This is a genomic window from Rubrobacter taiwanensis, assembly GCF_004337705.1.
GTDB classification, from domain to species: Bacteria; Actinomycetota; Rubrobacteria; order Rubrobacterales; family Rubrobacteraceae; genus Rubrobacter_C; species Rubrobacter_C taiwanensis.
In genome coordinates, this window is record NZ_SKBU01000031.1 from 49246 (window position 1) to 64193 (window position 14948).

The 14948-nt window shown below is 68.9% G+C and carries 10 protein-coding genes; 9 read left to right on the forward strand and 1 reads right to left on the reverse strand.

The genetic code is table 11. From position 1 onward, the window contains the following. Positions 1-22 precede the first annotated feature (22 nt). Positions 23-1828: an AMP-dependent synthetase/ligase gene (locus E0L93_RS13885; protein ID WP_132692678.1), complete on the reverse strand. Its 1806-nt coding sequence runs from the start codon at positions 1826-1828 to the stop codon at positions 23-25. A gap of 146 nt (positions 1829-1974) precedes the next feature. Here E0L93_RS13885 and E0L93_RS13890 point away from each other — a divergent pair, with 146 nt between their 5' ends. The 9 genes from E0L93_RS13890 (at position 1975) to E0L93_RS13930 (ending at position 14935) form a co-directional block, all read left to right on the forward strand. Beyond that, positions 1975-3165 (forward strand): acyl-CoA dehydrogenase family protein, encoded by a 1191-nt coding sequence (locus tag E0L93_RS13890; RefSeq protein ID WP_132692679.1) that lies wholly within the window; start codon positions 1975-1977, stop codon positions 3163-3165. A gap of 58 nt (positions 3166-3223) precedes the next feature. Beyond that, positions 3224-4717, forward strand: a complete 1494-nt coding sequence (locus E0L93_RS13895; RefSeq protein ID WP_132692680.1) for a phospholipase D-like domain-containing protein — start codon at positions 3224-3226, stop codon at positions 4715-4717. Between the two features lie 39 nt (positions 4718-4756). After that, positions 4757-6163 carry a 3-hydroxyacyl-CoA dehydrogenase NAD-binding domain-containing protein gene (locus E0L93_RS13900; RefSeq protein WP_243638247.1) on the forward strand — a complete coding sequence of 469 codons (1407 nt, stop codon included), beginning with the start codon at positions 4757-4759 and terminating at the stop codon, positions 6161-6163. 124 nt (positions 6164-6287) lie between these two features. Further along, positions 6288-7724 carry an aldehyde dehydrogenase family protein gene (locus tag E0L93_RS13905; RefSeq protein WP_207890516.1) on the forward strand — a complete coding sequence of 479 codons (1437 nt, stop codon included), beginning with the start codon at positions 6288-6290 and terminating at the stop codon, positions 7722-7724. A 57-nt stretch (positions 7725-7781) separates the two neighbouring features. Next, on the forward strand, positions 7782-9395 hold the full coding sequence (locus tag E0L93_RS13910; RefSeq protein ID WP_132692682.1) for an HAL/PAL/TAL family ammonia-lyase: 1614 nt from the start codon (positions 7782-7784) through the stop codon (positions 9393-9395). Between the two features lie 14 nt (positions 9396-9409). After that, a complete protein-coding gene (locus E0L93_RS13915) occupies positions 9410-10300 on the forward strand; it encodes a GNAT family N-acetyltransferase (RefSeq protein ID WP_132692683.1) in 891 nt (296 codons plus the stop codon). Positions 10301-10384: 84 nt separating this feature from the next. Then, positions 10385-12001 carry a long-chain fatty acid--CoA ligase gene (locus tag E0L93_RS13920; RefSeq protein WP_132692684.1) on the forward strand — a complete coding sequence of 539 codons (1617 nt, stop codon included), beginning with the start codon at positions 10385-10387 and terminating at the stop codon, positions 11999-12001. Between the two features lie 24 nt (positions 12002-12025). After that, positions 12026-13759, forward strand: a complete 1734-nt coding sequence (locus E0L93_RS13925; protein WP_132692685.1) for a CocE/NonD family hydrolase — start codon at positions 12026-12028, stop codon at positions 13757-13759. Between the two features lie 21 nt (positions 13760-13780). After that, positions 13781-14935, forward strand: a complete 1155-nt coding sequence (locus E0L93_RS13930; protein ID WP_132692686.1) for a thiolase family protein — start codon at positions 13781-13783, stop codon at positions 14933-14935. Positions 14936-14948: the final 13 nt, after the last annotated feature.

The window sequence follows — 14948 nt, forward strand, 5'->3', positions numbered from 1 at the left end:
CGGGCCTAATGTACCATGTATGCTAGCTGCCGGCGTAGAGGCGCTCTATCTGGCCCGCGTAGCGCTCCTGCACGACGCGCATCTTGACCTTGAGCGTCGGGGTGAGCTCGCCCTCCTCCTGGGAGAACTCGCGCGCGAGCAGTGCGAACTTCTTGGGCCGCTCGTAGTCGGCGAACTCGGCGCAGGCGGTGTCTATGTCTTTCTGGATGAGCTCGCGGACCCGCTCATCCTCCGCCAGTTCTGCGGGCGCGGCGTCCGTTGCCAGCCTGTTTCGGACGGCCTCGTAGTCCGGCACGATAAGCGCCGAGACGTACTTGCGCCCGTCGCCGAGCAACACGGCCTGCGAGATGTGCGGCATGGTGACGAGCTTCGTCTCGATCGGCTGGGGGGCGACGTTCTTGCCGGTACTGAGCACGATAAGGTTCTTCAACCGGTCCGTGATCTTGAGGTAGCCCTCATCGTCTATCTCGCCGATGTCCCCGGTCTTAAACCAGCCGTCCTCGGTGAAGGCTGCCTCGGTCTCCTCCGGGAGGTTGAAGTAGCCCCGCATGACGTGCGGGCCGCGGGTCTGGATCTCCCCGTGCTCCCCGATCCTGACCTCCACGTTGAAGAGCGGCAGCCCGACCGTGCCGAACTTCTCCCGCCCGAGCCGGTTGCAGGAGATCACGGGCGAGGTCTCGGTGAGCCCGTAGCCCTCCAGGATAGGCACCCCGGCGGCGTAGAAGAACTCTCCGATCTCAGCCTCCAGCTTGGCGCCGCCGGAGACGAAGAACCGCAGCCTCCCTCCCGTGGCTTCCCGGATCTTGTTGAAGACCAGCCTCTCGAAGAGCCCGAGCTTGAACCTGAGCCACGCGCCGGGCTCCCGCCCCCGCAGTCGCAGCCGGTACTTCTCGCGCCCGGCCGCGATGGCGGCGGCGGCCAGCTTCCGGCGCAGCGCAGGCCCCTGCGAGAGCCGCTGCTGCACCCGGTCGTACATCTTCTCGTACAGGCGCGGCACGCTCGGGACCACGGTCGGCCTCACCTCGCGCAGGTTCTCCGGAACCTTCTCGATCGACTCGGCGTAGTAGATGGAGCATCCCAGCGTGAGCGCCACGAACTGACCCGCCGTCCGCTCGAAGATGTGCGAGAGCGGCAGCAGGGAGAGGAAGACGTCTTCGGGCCGCAGCGGAACGGCCTCCACTATGCCCTCGATGTTCGAGAGGATGTTGTCGTGCGTCAGGATGACGCCCTTCGGAGCCCCGGTGGTCCCGCTGGTGTAGAGGATGGTGGCCACCTCGTCCCGGCCGATGCCCCCCCAGACCTCGCGCCAGTCCTCCTTCGGGCGCTCCTCTCCGGAGCGGTAGACGCTCTCGAAGCGCAGCGTCTTCTCGTTCTCGCCGGTGAACGCGTCGTCCATCACGACGACGGGGAAGTCCTCCTGGACCTCCCGGACCCGGCGCAGCAGCTCCTCATTCTCCACGATGACCGCCCGGGCCTCGGAGTCCTCAAGAATGTGCTCTATCTGATGCGGCTCCAGAGTGGGGTAGATGGGAACCGTCGCCGCTCCCAGGCTCTGAATGGCGTAGTCCGAGATGGCCCACTCCGGACGGTTGGCGGACATGAGCGCCATCCGGTCCCCGCGCTCCACCCCCAGAGCCGCCATCCCGGCGGCGAACCGCTCTACCCGCTCCCCAAGCTCGCGGTAGGAGATCTCCCGCCAGCCACCGCCGGCCTTGTATGCAAGAGCGGTCTTCTCCGGTCGCCGCTCGACGTTGCGGAAGAGCGCCTGCACGAGATTGGGGATATCCTTGACGCTATCGCTGAGACGGATGCCGGCTTCTTGCTGCATGATGACAGTCCTTTCCCTTCGCGATGTTGTCAATTTTGATATTCTAAACCTATAATAGCACGGCCTCCGGCCGGGCAGGAAGAATCCGTGCTTGCGGGACCGGTCTCGGGGGCCGTATTTCCGGGAGAGCGAAGAGAGGGAGAGGCATGATCACCGAGGAGCTCAGGCGGTCTCAGGGCACTGACTTCTACCTTATGGACGAGCTGCTCACCGACGAGGAGCGGGCGGTACGGGACAAGGTCCGGCGCTTCTGCGACGAGGAGCTCATTCCGGTCGCGAACGAGTACTGGGAGAGGGGGGAGTTTCCGTTCGATCTGGTACCGAAGGTCGCCGGGCTGGGCATCGCGGGCGGCACCATAAGGGGTTACGGGTGTCCGGGGCTCTCGCCGGTGGCGGAGGGCCTGATCGGGATGGAGATGGCCCGGGGCGACGGCAGCTTCAACACCTTCTTCGGGGTGCACTCGGGGCTCGCGATGCAGTCCATCGCTCTTCTGGGGAGCGAGGAGCAGAAGGAGAAGTGGCTGCCGGTCATGGCGAGGATGGAGAAGATCGGAGCCTTCGGTCTCACCGAGCCTAACCACGGCTCCGACGTGGTCATGCTGGAGACCAGCGCCCGCAGGGACGGAGATGAGTACGTCCTCAACGGGGAGAAGCGCTGGATCGGGAACGCCTCGTTTGCGGACGTGGTCATAATCTGGGCCCGGGACGAGGAGGGCGAGGTCGGCGGCTTTCTGGTCGAGAAGGGCGCGCCCGGCTACACCGCCGAGGTGATGAAGGGCAAGATCTCCAAGCGCGCCGTCTGGCAGGCCGAGATCAAGCTGGAGAACGTGCGCGTGCCCGCCGAGAACCGGCTGGCGAAGGCCAACTCGTTCAAGGACACGGCTAAGGTGCTCACCGCCACGCGCTACGGCGTGGCCTGGGAGGCGATCGGGCACGCCATAGCGGCCTACGAGGCGGCGCTCGCCTACGCCCAGCAGCGGTCGCAGTTCTTCAAGCCGCTGGTGAACTACCAGCTCATCCAGAGCAAGCTGGCCGGGATGCTGGCCGAGATCACCTCCATGCAGCTTCTTTGCTACCGGCTCTCCCAGCTCGCCGCCGAGGGCAAGATGACGCCGGGGATGGCCTCGCTGGCGAAGATGAACAACGCCCGCAAGGCCCGCAAGGTGGTCGCCGAGGCCCGGGACATGCTCGGCGGCAACGGCATCCTGCTGGATTACCACGTGGCCCGGCACTTCGCCGACATGGAGGCCGTCTACACCTACGAGGGGACCGACACCGTGCAGTCGCTCATCGTGGGGCGCGAGATCACGGGCGTGCAGGCCTTCTCCCAGAGGTAGGCGCGGCCCGGCCGGGAGAGTGGCATGCCTCCGGCCGGAGCGGGTAGACTCTCAGGGAATGAGACTGCGCGGGCGCACCCTGGCTGAAGCTGCGAGCTCCGACCGGCCGGACGAGCGGCTGGACCGGATCCTGGCCCGGATCACCGACTCGCCGCTGCGCGGGGGCAACCGGCTTACGCTGCTGCGCGACGGGCCCGTCACCTTCGACGACTGGCTTAAGGCCATCGGGCGCGCCGAACGCTGGGTGCACCTGGAGAACTACATCTTCCGCGCGGACAACACGGGCCGGCGCTTCGCCGAGGCCCTCTGCCAGAAAGCCTCGGAAGGCGTGCGCGTGCGGGTGCTCGTGGACTGGTTCGGCTGTCTGGGCGTGCCGCGCGCGTTCTGGCAGCGGCTCCGGGATGCGGGGGCCGAGGTGCGCATGGTAAACCCGCCGGCTCCGGGGCGGCTGGCGGGCGCGGTCCGCAGAGACCACCGCAAGCTGCTGGCGGTGGACGGTGTCTACGCCTCCACCGGGGGCGTCTGCATCGGCGACGACTGGCTGCAGACTTCGCCGGAGACCGGCCTGACCTACCGGGACACGGCGGTGAGCGTGCGGGGCCCGGCGGTGGCCGACCTGGAGCGGGCCTTCGCGAGCTTGTGGGACCGGACCGGAGATCCCCTCCCCGGTGACGAGCGGCCCGCCGCCGGGAGCATCCCGGCGGCCGGGAGGGAGGCCGTGCGCGTCGTCATCCAGGAGCCGGGCAAGATGCGCATCCTGCGGGCGCTGGAGTTCCTGTGCGCAGGGGTCGAGGAGCGGCTCTGGATCTCCGACGCCTACTTCGTCTCCGTGCCGGTGCTCAACCTGGCGCTGATGTCGGCCGCGCGGGACGGAGTGGACGTGCGGCTGCTGCTGCCGGCCACCAACGACCTGCCCTGGATCGGGCTCCTCTCCCGCACCGGCTACCGGCAACTGCTTGAGGCCGGGGTGAGCATCTGGGAGTACGGCGGCCCGATGATGCATGCCAAGACCACCGTCGCCGACGGCTGGTGGTCCCGGATCGGATCTACGAACCTGAACGTCGGCAGCCTGGTGGCCAACTGGGAGCTGGATCTGGTGGCCGAGGACCGGGACTTCGGCGCGCGGATGGAGCGGATGTTCGAGGAAGATCTGGCCAACGCCCGCGAGATACAGCTCGTCCGGACCGCCCGCCGCCCGAAGCCCGAGCCGGAGCGCCCCATCAGCCGCTCCGAACGCCGGGTCCAGCGCGGCGGGCCCGGGAGCGGGTCCCAGGCGACCGCCACGCTCAGGAGGGTCGGCGGTGTTGCGCTCCAGACGAGCACGACCCCCGTGAACACACACGAACGGACCATAAACGCGGCCGTCGGCGGCGCCCTGCTGGGGATCTCCGTCCTCGGAGTTCGCTTCCCGAGGCTCCTCTCCTGGCCCCTGGCCGCCGCGGGTTCCCTCGCCGGCGCCTCTCTCCTGCTGCGCGCCGCCCGGGCCGGCGGCGAACCGGGGATGAGCGCGCGCTCTTACCGGCCCCGCGGGAAGCCGGCAGAGGATGTATGATCTCCCCGTAACCTGACGCGGAGGTTGAGGAGGGTTTTGATGCCGGATCTCGCCGTGGTGGGCGCCGGTACGATGGGCGCGGGGATAGCAGAGGCCGCCGCGCTGGCGGGCCTCTCGGTCGTGATGGTGGACCGGGAGGAGGCGGTGCTCGAACGGGGCCGCGCCCGCATCGAGAGAGACCTGAACCGCCGGGTGGAGAAGGGACGCATCTCCGAATCCGACCGGGACGCCGCACTGGAGCGCGTGAGATCCGGCACCGACCTCGACCTCTGCGCCGACGCGCCGTTCGTGATCGAGGCCGTCTTCGAGGATCTGGACGTGAAACGGGAGGTGTTCTCGCAGCTGGACCGGGAGGCCCCGCGCGACGTGGTGCTCGCCACGAACACATCCTCGCTCTCAGTAGCCCGCATAGCCGCCGCCACCGAACGGCCGGAGCGCGTGGTCGGGATGCACTTCTTCAACCCGGTCCCGGCCCTGAAGCTGGTAGAGGTCGTCGCCGGACCGCTCACCGCCCCGGAGGTCGTACGCAAGACCTCCTCCCTCGCGGAGAGGCTGGGCAAGGTCCCCGTCGTGACCGCCGACACACCGGGGTTCATCGTGAACCGGGTCGCCCGGCCGTTCTACCTGGAGGGGCTGCGGCTGCTGGAGGCCGGCGGCGAGCCCGCACAGATAGACGCCGCCCTCGAGGGAGCAGGCTTCCGCATGGGACCTTTCCGGCTCATGGACCTGATCGGGGTGGATATCAATCTCGCCACCTCGGAGTCCATGTACGAACGCTCCTACGGCCTGCCGCGCTACCGCCCCTCCCACCTGCAGCGCAGCATGGTCGAAGCCGGGCTGCTGGGCCGCAAGACCGGCCGCGGATTCTACGAGTACGAAGGCGGGGAAGAGACCGCCGAGGAGCCCGGGACCTTCGACCCCGGCCGGTTCTTCCTCACCGGAGACGACGAGCTGGCCGCAGCCCTCGGCGTGAAGACCGGCCGGGGAGAGGTCGAGATCCGGGCCCTCAGAGACGAAGAGACGCTGGCCGCCACCGGAGCACCGGTCGGTATCCGGCGCTTCTCCAACGCCTCCACCGCCGTGGAGCTTGCAGGCAATGCCGATCGCGCCACCCGCCGCGAGATCCGGGCGCTCGTCCGCGCCGCAGGCCTCACCCCCGCCTGGGTCCCGGACCTGCCCGCCGGGGCCGCACTCCGCACGGTCGCCGCGCTCGCCAACGAAGCCGCCTTCGCACTCGCCGAAGGCGTCGCCTCCGCAGAGGACATAGACCGCGCCATGCAGCTCGGCGTCAACTACCCGAAGGGACCGCTCGCCTGGGCCGACGAGCTGGGAGCGGAACGCATACTGCGCGTCCTCGACGCCTTGCGCGCCCTGCACGGAGACGCCTACGCCGCCGCCCCGCTGCTCCGCAACCGGGCGGCAGGCGGAAAACCCCTCTCCCGGTAACTGGAAAAAAACTGACCGGTCAGTTAAGATGTATCCGGCCCGGGGGCCGGGAGGCGTTCTGCGGGCGTTAGAGGGAGAGGAGGCGGCCGGTGCCTCGCTCCTGGCCGGGCGAAAGGAGCATTCGATGGCTGAGATGTTCATCGGCGGCAGGTATATCGAGGCTGGGGTGGAGCGGATCTCCGTTGTGAACCCTGCGACCGGGGAAGAGGTGGACACCGTTCCGGCGGCCGGGGCGGAGGAGGTAGATGCGGCGGTCGGCAGCGCGTACGAGGCGTTCGCGGGCTGGCGCGACCTTCCGGCCTCCCGGCGGGGTGAGATTCTGCTGGAGTGTGCGCGGGCGGTGCTTGAGAGGGTTGACGAGCTCGCGCCGGTGTTGACCGCCGAGCAGGGCAAACCGCTGCGGGAGGCGCGGCTGGAGATCCGGCGCTGCTTCCACACGCTAGAGCATTACGCGGGGCTCGCCAAGAACCTGCGCGGCGGGTACGTGCCGGATCTGGACCGGGATACCTACGGTCTCATCATCAAGCGGCCGCTGGGTGTGGTGGGGGCCATCGTGCCCTGGAACTTCCCGACCACGCTGCTCGCCAACAAGCTCGGTCCGGCGCTCGTAACCGGGAATGTGGTCGTTGCCAAGCCGGCGGAGACCACCCCGCTCGTCACGCTGCGGCTGGCCGGGATCATGCACGAGGCCGGGCTGCCCGCCGGGGTGTTCAACGTGGTCACCGGGACCGGGCCGGAGGCCGGGCAGGCGCTGGCCGGGCATCCGCGGGTACGCAAGGTAGCGTTCACCGGGTCCACGCCGGTCGGCAAGAAGCTCATGGCGCTGGCGGCGGGCGACCTCAAGCGCACCACGCTGGAGCTCGGCGGCTCGGACCCCATGATCGTCTGCGAGGATGCGGATCTAGACCGGGCCGCGAGCGCGGCCAGCGTCGGGCGCTTCTTCAACTGCGGGCAGGCGTGCCTGGCGATAAAGCGTCTCTACGTCTTCGAGAGCGTGGCGGACGAGTTTTTAGAGAAGCTGCTCGGTAAGGTGCGAAAGCTTCGCGTGGGGCCGGGGACGGAGGAGGGGGCGATCCTCGGCCCCCTGCACACGCCGGAGGGACGCGAGCTGCTGGAGCGTCAGGTAGAGGACGCCGTGGACTCCGGCGCGGAGGTGCTGCACGGTGCTAAGCGGCCTGGGGGCGAGAAGTACGAGCGGGGCAACTTCTACGAGCCCACGCTTCTGCTCGAGCCCTCGCACGGCTCCCGGGTGGCGAGGGAGGAGGTCTTCGGTCCGGCGCTGCCCATCTGGCGGGTGCGGGACATGGACGAAGCGCTGGAGCTGGCCAACGGCTCCATCTACGGGCTGGGGTCTTCTATATGGACGCGGGATCTCGACCGGGCCTCGGATGCGGCGGAGAAGATAGAGGCCGGCTACACCTGGATCAACTCCCCGCAGGTCGTCTACGACGAGCTGCCGTTCGGGGGCTGGAAGCAGTCCGGCTACGGCAAGGAGCACGGCATGGAGGCCCTCGACTACTACACGGAGAGCAAGTCGGTCGTCGTCCGGCGCGGCGGCTGAGGCACCGCCGCGCTAAAATGTTATATATAATGTAAAAAGTCCGAAGGGGTGACGGGCATGACCGATTCTTCCGCGGCCACCAGGGCCAAGTTCGAGCTGGACGGTCGCACGCTGACCGTCGAGGACGTGGTGAACATTGCGCGGCGGCTCAAGAATGTTGAATGCGTACTATCCGGGGAGGCGCTGGAGAGGATCGAGGCCTCCCGGGCGCTCAAGCAGGAGCTCATCTCCGAGGAACTGCCCATCTACGGTGTGACCACCGGCTTCGGGGACAGCGCGCACCGCCAGATCTCCTCCCGGAAGACGGCCGAGCTGCAGCGCAACATCCTGCGCTTCATGGGCTGCGGGACCGGCCGGATCTCGCCGCCGGAGGTGGCCCGGGCCACGATCCTGCTGCGGGTCAACTGCCTGGCCCGGGGGAACTCCGGGGTCCGGCGGGAGCTGGTGGAGCTGATGCTGGCCTTCCTACGACACGACATAGTGCCGCTCATACCGGAGCGCGGCTCATGCGGGGCGAGTGGAGATCTCGTCCCGCTCTCTTATGTGGGCTCCGCCCTCACCGGTCACGGCGAGGTGCTCTACGGGGGCGAGGTCCGGGACGTGAAGGAGGTGCTGGAGGAGCTGGGACTGGAGCCGCTGGAGCTGGAGGCCAAGGAGGGGCTGGCGATCACCAACGGCACCTCGTTCATGAGCGCATACGCCGCTTTAGCGGTCTGGGACTCGATGGAACTGGCGTTCGTCGCGGATGTGGGCACGGCGATGGCCTCCGAGGCGCTGCTCGGCAACCGGGCGCACTTCGACGCCTTCATCCACGAGAACAAGCCCCACCCCGGGCAGGTCAAGAGCGCCGGCCTCATCCGCGAGCTGCTCGCCGGTTCCGAGCTCTCAAAGGAGATAGACCAGATCCTCTCCGGCAACGGCCTCGGCGACCGGGGGTACCGGGAGCTGGAGCGGAATATCCAGGACAAGTACTCGATCCGGTGCGCGCCACACGTCACGGGCGTGCTGCGCGACACGCTCACGTGGGTAAAAAAGTGGGTCGAGACCGAGATCAACTCCTCCGACGACAACCCCCTCTTCGACGCCACCGGCCGGACCGTGCACAGCGGCGGCAACTTCTACGGCGGGCACGTCGTGCAGGCCATGGACTCGCTCAAGATCGCGCTCGCAAACGTGGCGGACCTGCTGGACCGGCAGCTGGAGCTCCTCGTAGACGAGAAGTTCAACAACGGCCTCACACCGAACCTCATCCCGCGCCTTACCCCGGACGATCCCCGGGCCGGGCTGCACCACGGGTTCAAGGGGATGCAGCTCGCCTGTTCGTCCATGGTCGCCGAGGCGTGCAGGCTCTCAGGCCCGGTGAGCGTCCACTCGCGCTCGACCGAGGCGCACAACCAGGACAAGGTCAGCATGGGCTCCATCGCGGCCCGCGACGCCCGCACCATCGTGGAGCTGGCGCAGAACGTGGCGGCCATACACCTCATCGCCGCTTGCCAGGCTCTGGATCTGCGCGGTCCGGAGGGCATGAGCCCGAAGACCCGCGCCGCCTACGGGAAGATCCGGGAGCGCGTCCCGTTCCTGAGCGGCGACCGGCGCATGGAGCGGGATATAAAGGAGGTCGTGGAGCTCATCAGATCTGGCCGGATCCGGGAAGCCGTGCTCTCGGCGTAGAGCGGCGGAGGTACATGCTGAAGCGGCTTCCCGTGGACACGGCTTCCCGCCCGTACTCCGGCGAAGAGGACTACGCCCGGATGCGGGAGCTGCTGGTCGAGGCATTCGATCCCGGCGGCCTCGTGTACGCTACCGCCGGGGAGATAGACTGGTGGCGCTTTGCCGACAACGGCGGAGGCGTCGAGGCCGCCCGGCTGTGGCGAGAGGCCGGGCGGGTTGTCGGCTTCGCCTGGCCGAGCGGGGACGAGGTGGATATCGTGGCTCACCCCCGCTACCGGCGTCTCGAAGAGGAGATGCTGGCCTGGGCCGAACGCCGGGGACGTTACGAAGGGTTCAGCGCCCTGAGCGTCTGGAGCTACGCGCGGGACGGCCGGCGGAACGGGCTGCTGGAGCGGCGCGGCTACGGGAGGACGGGGCGGTGGCTCCTCTTCTGGAAGCGGGAGCTGGACGGCGCGCTGCCGGAGCCGGAGCTGCCGCCGGGGTACGCGCTCCGGTCCGTGCGGGGAGAGGAGGTGGAGGAGCGCGCGGCGGTGCACCGGAGCGCGTTCGCGCCGTCGCAGGTGACGGTCGAGAAGTACCGGGCGGTCATGCGGTCCCCTGCCTACCGCTCCGACCTGGATCTCGTCGTCTGCGCGCCCGACGGGGCGTTCGTCGCCTTCTGCATCGCGTGGCTAGATGCGGCGAACCGGATCGGGGTCTTCGAGCCGGTCGGGGTTCACCCGGGGTACCGGCGCAGGGGGCTGGGGCGGGCGGTCGTGGCGGAGGGGCTGCGGCGGCTCCGGGACCTCGGGGCCCGGGCGGCGTACCTGAACAGCGAGGGCGCGAACGGGCCGGCCAGGCGGCTCTACGCGGCCGCTGGGTTCCGGGTGCTGGACCGCAACCACGCGTGGAGGAAGAGGCTGTAGAGGGGGTGATGCGGCTGCCGGGGACGTGATGGGGGGAGGAGACCGTACCGTGCAGGGGATCACAAGCGAAGGAGGAGTCAGAATATGAACGGCCTGATGATGGACTACCAGCTCACCCTGCCCGCCATCCTGCGCCGGGCGGAGACGTACTTCTGGTGGCGGGAGGTAACGACCCAGCTACCGGACTTCACCTACCACCGCTACACCTACGCGGACTTCGCGCGGCGGGCCAAGAAGCTGGCGGTGGCCCTCGGGGAGCTGGGGGTGGAGTCCGGCGACCGGGTGGCCACCCTGGCCTGGAACCACCACCGGCACTTCGAGGCCTTCTTCGGCATCCCGGCCTCAGGAGGGGTGCTGCACGCGCTCAACATGCGGCTCCGGCCGGACGACCTGGCCTACATCGTGGAGCATGCGCAGGACAAGATCGTCATCGTGGATGAGGACTTCCTGCCGCTCCTCGATCGGGTGCGCGAGCGCGTGGACGTGGAGCGGGTCATCGTCATCTCCAGAGACGGTAGCGTGCCGGAGGGGATGCTGGACTACGAGGAGCTGCTGGAGAGCGCGGACGAGGAGAGGTTCGAGTACCCGGACTTCGACGAGGGGCAGGCGGCGGCGCTCTGCTACACCTCCGGGACGACGGGCCGGCCCAAGGGCGTGCTGTATTCGCACCGCTCGCTCGTGCTGCAGGCGATGACCTGGACGATGGCGGACACGGCGGGGATCCGGCAGTCCGATGTGATCTACCCCATAGTCCCCATGTTCCACATCAACAACTGGTGCCAGCCGTTCGTGGCCGCGATGGTGGGGGCGCGCTTCCTCTTCGCCAAGCCGCATTTCGACGCGGCGAGGCTGCTTAAGACTATAGAGGAGGAGAAGGTTACGCTCTCCGGCGGCGTGCCGACCGTCTGGCTGAGCATCCTGCAGGAGCTGGAGCGCAATCCCGGGCAGTACGACCTCTCCGGCCTGCGGGGCGTGATCGTGGCCGGGGCCGCAGCGCCGAAGGGCATGATCAAGCGCCTCAAAGAGGACTACGGCGTCGAGGTCATCCATATGTGGGGCCTCACCGAGACCGCGCCGCTCGCCACCGTCGCCGCCGTCCCGGCCGACATGCAGGATGCGCCCGCCGACGAGAAGTACGCTCTGCTGTCCAGGCAGGGCTACCCCATCCCGTTCATCGAGATGCGCCTGCGCGGTGCGGAGGGGTTCGCGCCGTGGGACGGCGAGACGATGGGCGAACTGGAGCTGCGCGGCCCCTGGGTGGCGAGCGCCTACTACGAGAACCCGGAGGCCGCCGACCGCTTCACCGAGGACGGCTGGTTCCGCACCGGGGACGTGATGACCATAGACGAGCGGGGATGCCTAGAGCTGCAGGACCGCACCAAGGATCTCGTTAAGAGCGGGGGGGAGTGGATCTCCTCGGTCGCGCTGGAGAACGCCCTGATGGGCCACCCGGCCGTGGCCGAGGCCGCCGTGATAGCCGTCCCGCACCCCAAGTGGCAGGAGCGCCCCTTAGGGATCGTGGTGCTCAAGGAAGGCCAGAGCGCCACGCCCGAGGAGCTTATAGACTTCATCCGGCCGGAGTTCCCCAAGTGGTGGCTGCCGGACGCGATAGAGTTCGTGGACGAGATCCCGCGCACCCCGGCCGGCAAGTTCCTCAAGCGGGCGCTGCGCGAACGGTTCAAGGACTACCAGCTCGCCTGAAAACCCACGACCGGAAGGAGGGGGATGGAGGTCACGGTCCAGTACAACGTCCCGGCGAGGATGCGCGACGGCGTAACCCTCATGTCCAACGTCTTTCGCCCGGCTTCGGGCGGTCCGTACCCGGTGCTCCTGACGCGCCTGCCCTACGGCAAGGATCTCCCGCGCGATACCACGTACTTTGACCCCCTCCGGGCCGCCTCGCGCGGCTACATCGTGGTGGTCCAGGACGTGCGCGGCCGCTTCGCCTCCGGGGGCGAGTTCGGCTCCTTCCCGCAGGAGACGGAGGACGGGTACGACACCGTGGAGTGGGCGGCGAAGCTCCCCGGCTCCGACGGACGGGTGGGGATGTGGGGGCTCTCGTACTTCGGGAAGACGCAGTGGCACGCGGCAACCGCCCGGCCGCCCTCCCTCGTGAGCCTGGCGCCGGGGCAGACCTGGGGCAACCACTTGAACGGCGCGAGCCTGCGCGGCGGGGTGCAGGAGCTCGGGCTCATCCAGTACTGGGCACAGGGGGCCATCGCCCCGCACACACTCTTCCGCCGGTACGCCGGGGATGAGGAGCAGATCGGCAAGAGGCTCCCGGAGCTCATCCGGACCATAGACGAGCTCCTCGCCGGAGGCGGCTACGAGGCGCTCCCGCTCTCGAAGCTCCCGGACCCCGAAGGCCTCCTCCCGGCCCTCGGCCTGGGACGCGGCGTGGAGGATGGGGTCTGGGAGGCCGTGAACATAGACGGCAAGTACGGCCGCATCCAGGTCCCCGCTTACCACATCGGCGGCTGGTACGACTGCTTCATCGGGGAGACGCTGCGGCAGTACGAGGCGATGAAGGAGCGCTCCGCCGAATCCGGGATGCGCCCGCCGCGCCTCCTCGTCGGGCCGTGGACCCATGCGGACTTCGGCAGCACCCAGGGGGACCTGGACTTCGGGTTCGCCAGCTCCGGCCTCTTCATAGACGCCCGCGGCGACCTCACCGACCGCCAGCTCCGCTGGTTCGACGCGACGCTCAAGGGGGAGGAGCGGGCTCTCGAAGGGACGCCCCCCGTCGAGGTCTTCGTGATGGGCGAGAATCGCTGGCGCGGCTACGGGGAGTGGCCCGTCCCCGGTGCGAGGGAGGAGAGCTGGCATCTGCAGCCGGGCGGCGGCCTCTCCCGCCGCGCTCCGCAGAAGGGCGAGCCCGGCGAGTACTACTACGACCCCGAAGACCCCGTCCCGACCCTCGGCGGGGCGACGCTGCTGCCGCCGATACACGGCTCCGGCGCGCTGGACCAGCGCGGGATAGAGGCCCGGGACGACGTCCTCACCTACACGAGCGAGCCGCTGGAGTCGGACTACACCGTGCTCGGCAGGGTGTGGGCCACGCTGTACACCGCCTCCTCCGCGCCGGACACCGACTTCGTCGTCCGGCTCGTGGACGTGCACCCCGACGGCAAGGCGATAGTCCTCGCCGACGGCATCATCCGGGCGAGCGCGCGCGAGAGCTACCCCGCGCCCGGCGTAATCCGGGCGTCGAGACCGGAACCCATAGAGCCGGGGCGCGTCTACGAGTACTGCGTGGATCTGTGGGCGACCGGGAACACCTTCAAGAGGGGGCACCGCGTGCGGGTAGATGTAACGTCCAGCTCGCACCCGCGCTGGGAGCGGAACCCGAACACCGGCGAGAGCGCCGGGCGCTCGGGCCGGACGGCGGTGGCCCGCCAGCGCATCTTCCACGGCCCGGAGCATCCGAGCCGGGTTACACTGACGGTCGTGGACGGCTGAGACCGGAGAACAGGAGGAAACATGGCCGAACCCGTGATAATAGATGCGGTCCGGACGCCGTTCGGGCGGCGCGGGGGCGCGTTCCGCGAGGTGCACCCGGACGCTCTCCTGGCCCGCGCGCTGGACGGGCTCATCGAGCGCGCCGGGATAGAGGCCGGCAAGATAGAGGACGTGGTCACCGGCTGCGTAACGCAGGCCGGAGAGCAGGGCGCCAACATCGGGCGGCTCGGCGTGCTGATGGCGGGCTTCCCGGTCGAGGTGCCCGCCGTCTCCATCAACCGCATGTGCGGCTCCAGCCAGCAGGCGGCGCACTTCGCGGCGCAGGCGGTGGCGGCCGGGGACGTGAAGTACGCCATCGGCTGCGGGGTGGAGAACATGACCCGCGCCCCGATGTTCAGTGACATCGGCGAGCGGGGTTTTGAGAATCTGGACCCCGAGCTTCTGAAGAAGCACGAGCTCATCCACCAGGGCGAGAGCGCTGAGCGGATCGCCGAGAAGTGGGGCATCTCGCGCGAGGAGCTGGACGCGTACTCCGCCGAGAGCCACCGCCGGGCCGCCCGGGCCGCCGCCGAGGGCCGGCACGCTGAGATACTCCCGACGTGGGGGCTGGATGCGGAGGGCGAGCGCGTGCGGTGGGTGCGGGACGAGGGCATCCGGGAGAGCGTAGACCTCGCCAAGATGGCATCTCTCAAGCCCGTCTTCCGGGAGGACGGGGTGATCACCGCCGGCAACTCGTCCCAGATCTCCGACGGCGCTTCCGCCGTGCTGGTGGCCGACCGCGAGGTCGCCGAGGCCGAGGGATTCCGCCCGAAGTTCCGCTTCCGGGCGCGGGTCGCCGTCGGCGACGACCCCACCATGCAGCTCACCGGTGTCATACCGGCTACCAGGAAGGCGCTGGAGCGCGCCGGCCTCACGATAGACGATTTGGATTGGATCGAGATAAACGAGGCGTTCGCCTCGGTGGTGCTCGCCTGGGCGCGGGAGCTGAAGCCGGACATGGACAGGGTGAACCCGTGGGGCGGCGCGATAGCCCACGGCCACCCGCTCGGGGCGACCGGCGGCGGCCTGATGAGCAAGATGCTCGCCGGGCTGGAGGCCACCGGCGGGCAGCTCGGGCTGCAGGTCATGTGCATCGGGCACGGCATGGCCACCGCCACGGTCGTGGAGCGGATCTAGAACAGGAGGGGAG

Excerpts from the sequence above, each read along its gene's own strand:
- E0L93_RS13885 (WP_132692678.1), bottom strand. The coding sequence starts at position 1,828 with ATGCAGCAAGAAGCCGGCATCCGTCTCAGCGATAGCGTCAAGGATATC.
- E0L93_RS13890 (WP_132692679.1), top strand. The coding sequence starts at position 1,975 with ATGATCACCGAGGAGCTCAGGCGGTCTCAGGGCACTGACTTCTACCTT.
- E0L93_RS13895 (WP_132692680.1), top strand. The coding sequence starts at position 3,224 with ATGAGACTGCGCGGGCGCACCCTGGCTGAAGCTGCGAGCTCCGACCGG.
- E0L93_RS13900 (WP_243638247.1), top strand. The coding sequence starts at position 4,757 with ATGCCGGATCTCGCCGTGGTGGGCGCCGGTACGATGGGCGCGGGGATA.
- E0L93_RS13905 (WP_207890516.1), top strand. The coding sequence starts at position 6,288 with ATGGCTGAGATGTTCATCGGCGGCAGGTATATCGAGGCTGGGGTGGAG.
- E0L93_RS13910 (WP_132692682.1), top strand. The coding sequence starts at position 7,782 with ATGACCGATTCTTCCGCGGCCACCAGGGCCAAGTTCGAGCTGGACGGT.
- E0L93_RS13915 (WP_132692683.1), top strand. The coding sequence starts at position 9,410 with ATGCTGAAGCGGCTTCCCGTGGACACGGCTTCCCGCCCGTACTCCGGC.
- E0L93_RS13920 (WP_132692684.1), top strand. The coding sequence starts at position 10,385 with ATGAACGGCCTGATGATGGACTACCAGCTCACCCTGCCCGCCATCCTG.
- E0L93_RS13925 (WP_132692685.1), top strand. The coding sequence starts at position 12,026 with ATGGAGGTCACGGTCCAGTACAACGTCCCGGCGAGGATGCGCGACGGC.
- E0L93_RS13930 (WP_132692686.1), top strand. The coding sequence starts at position 13,781 with ATGGCCGAACCCGTGATAATAGATGCGGTCCGGACGCCGTTCGGGCGG.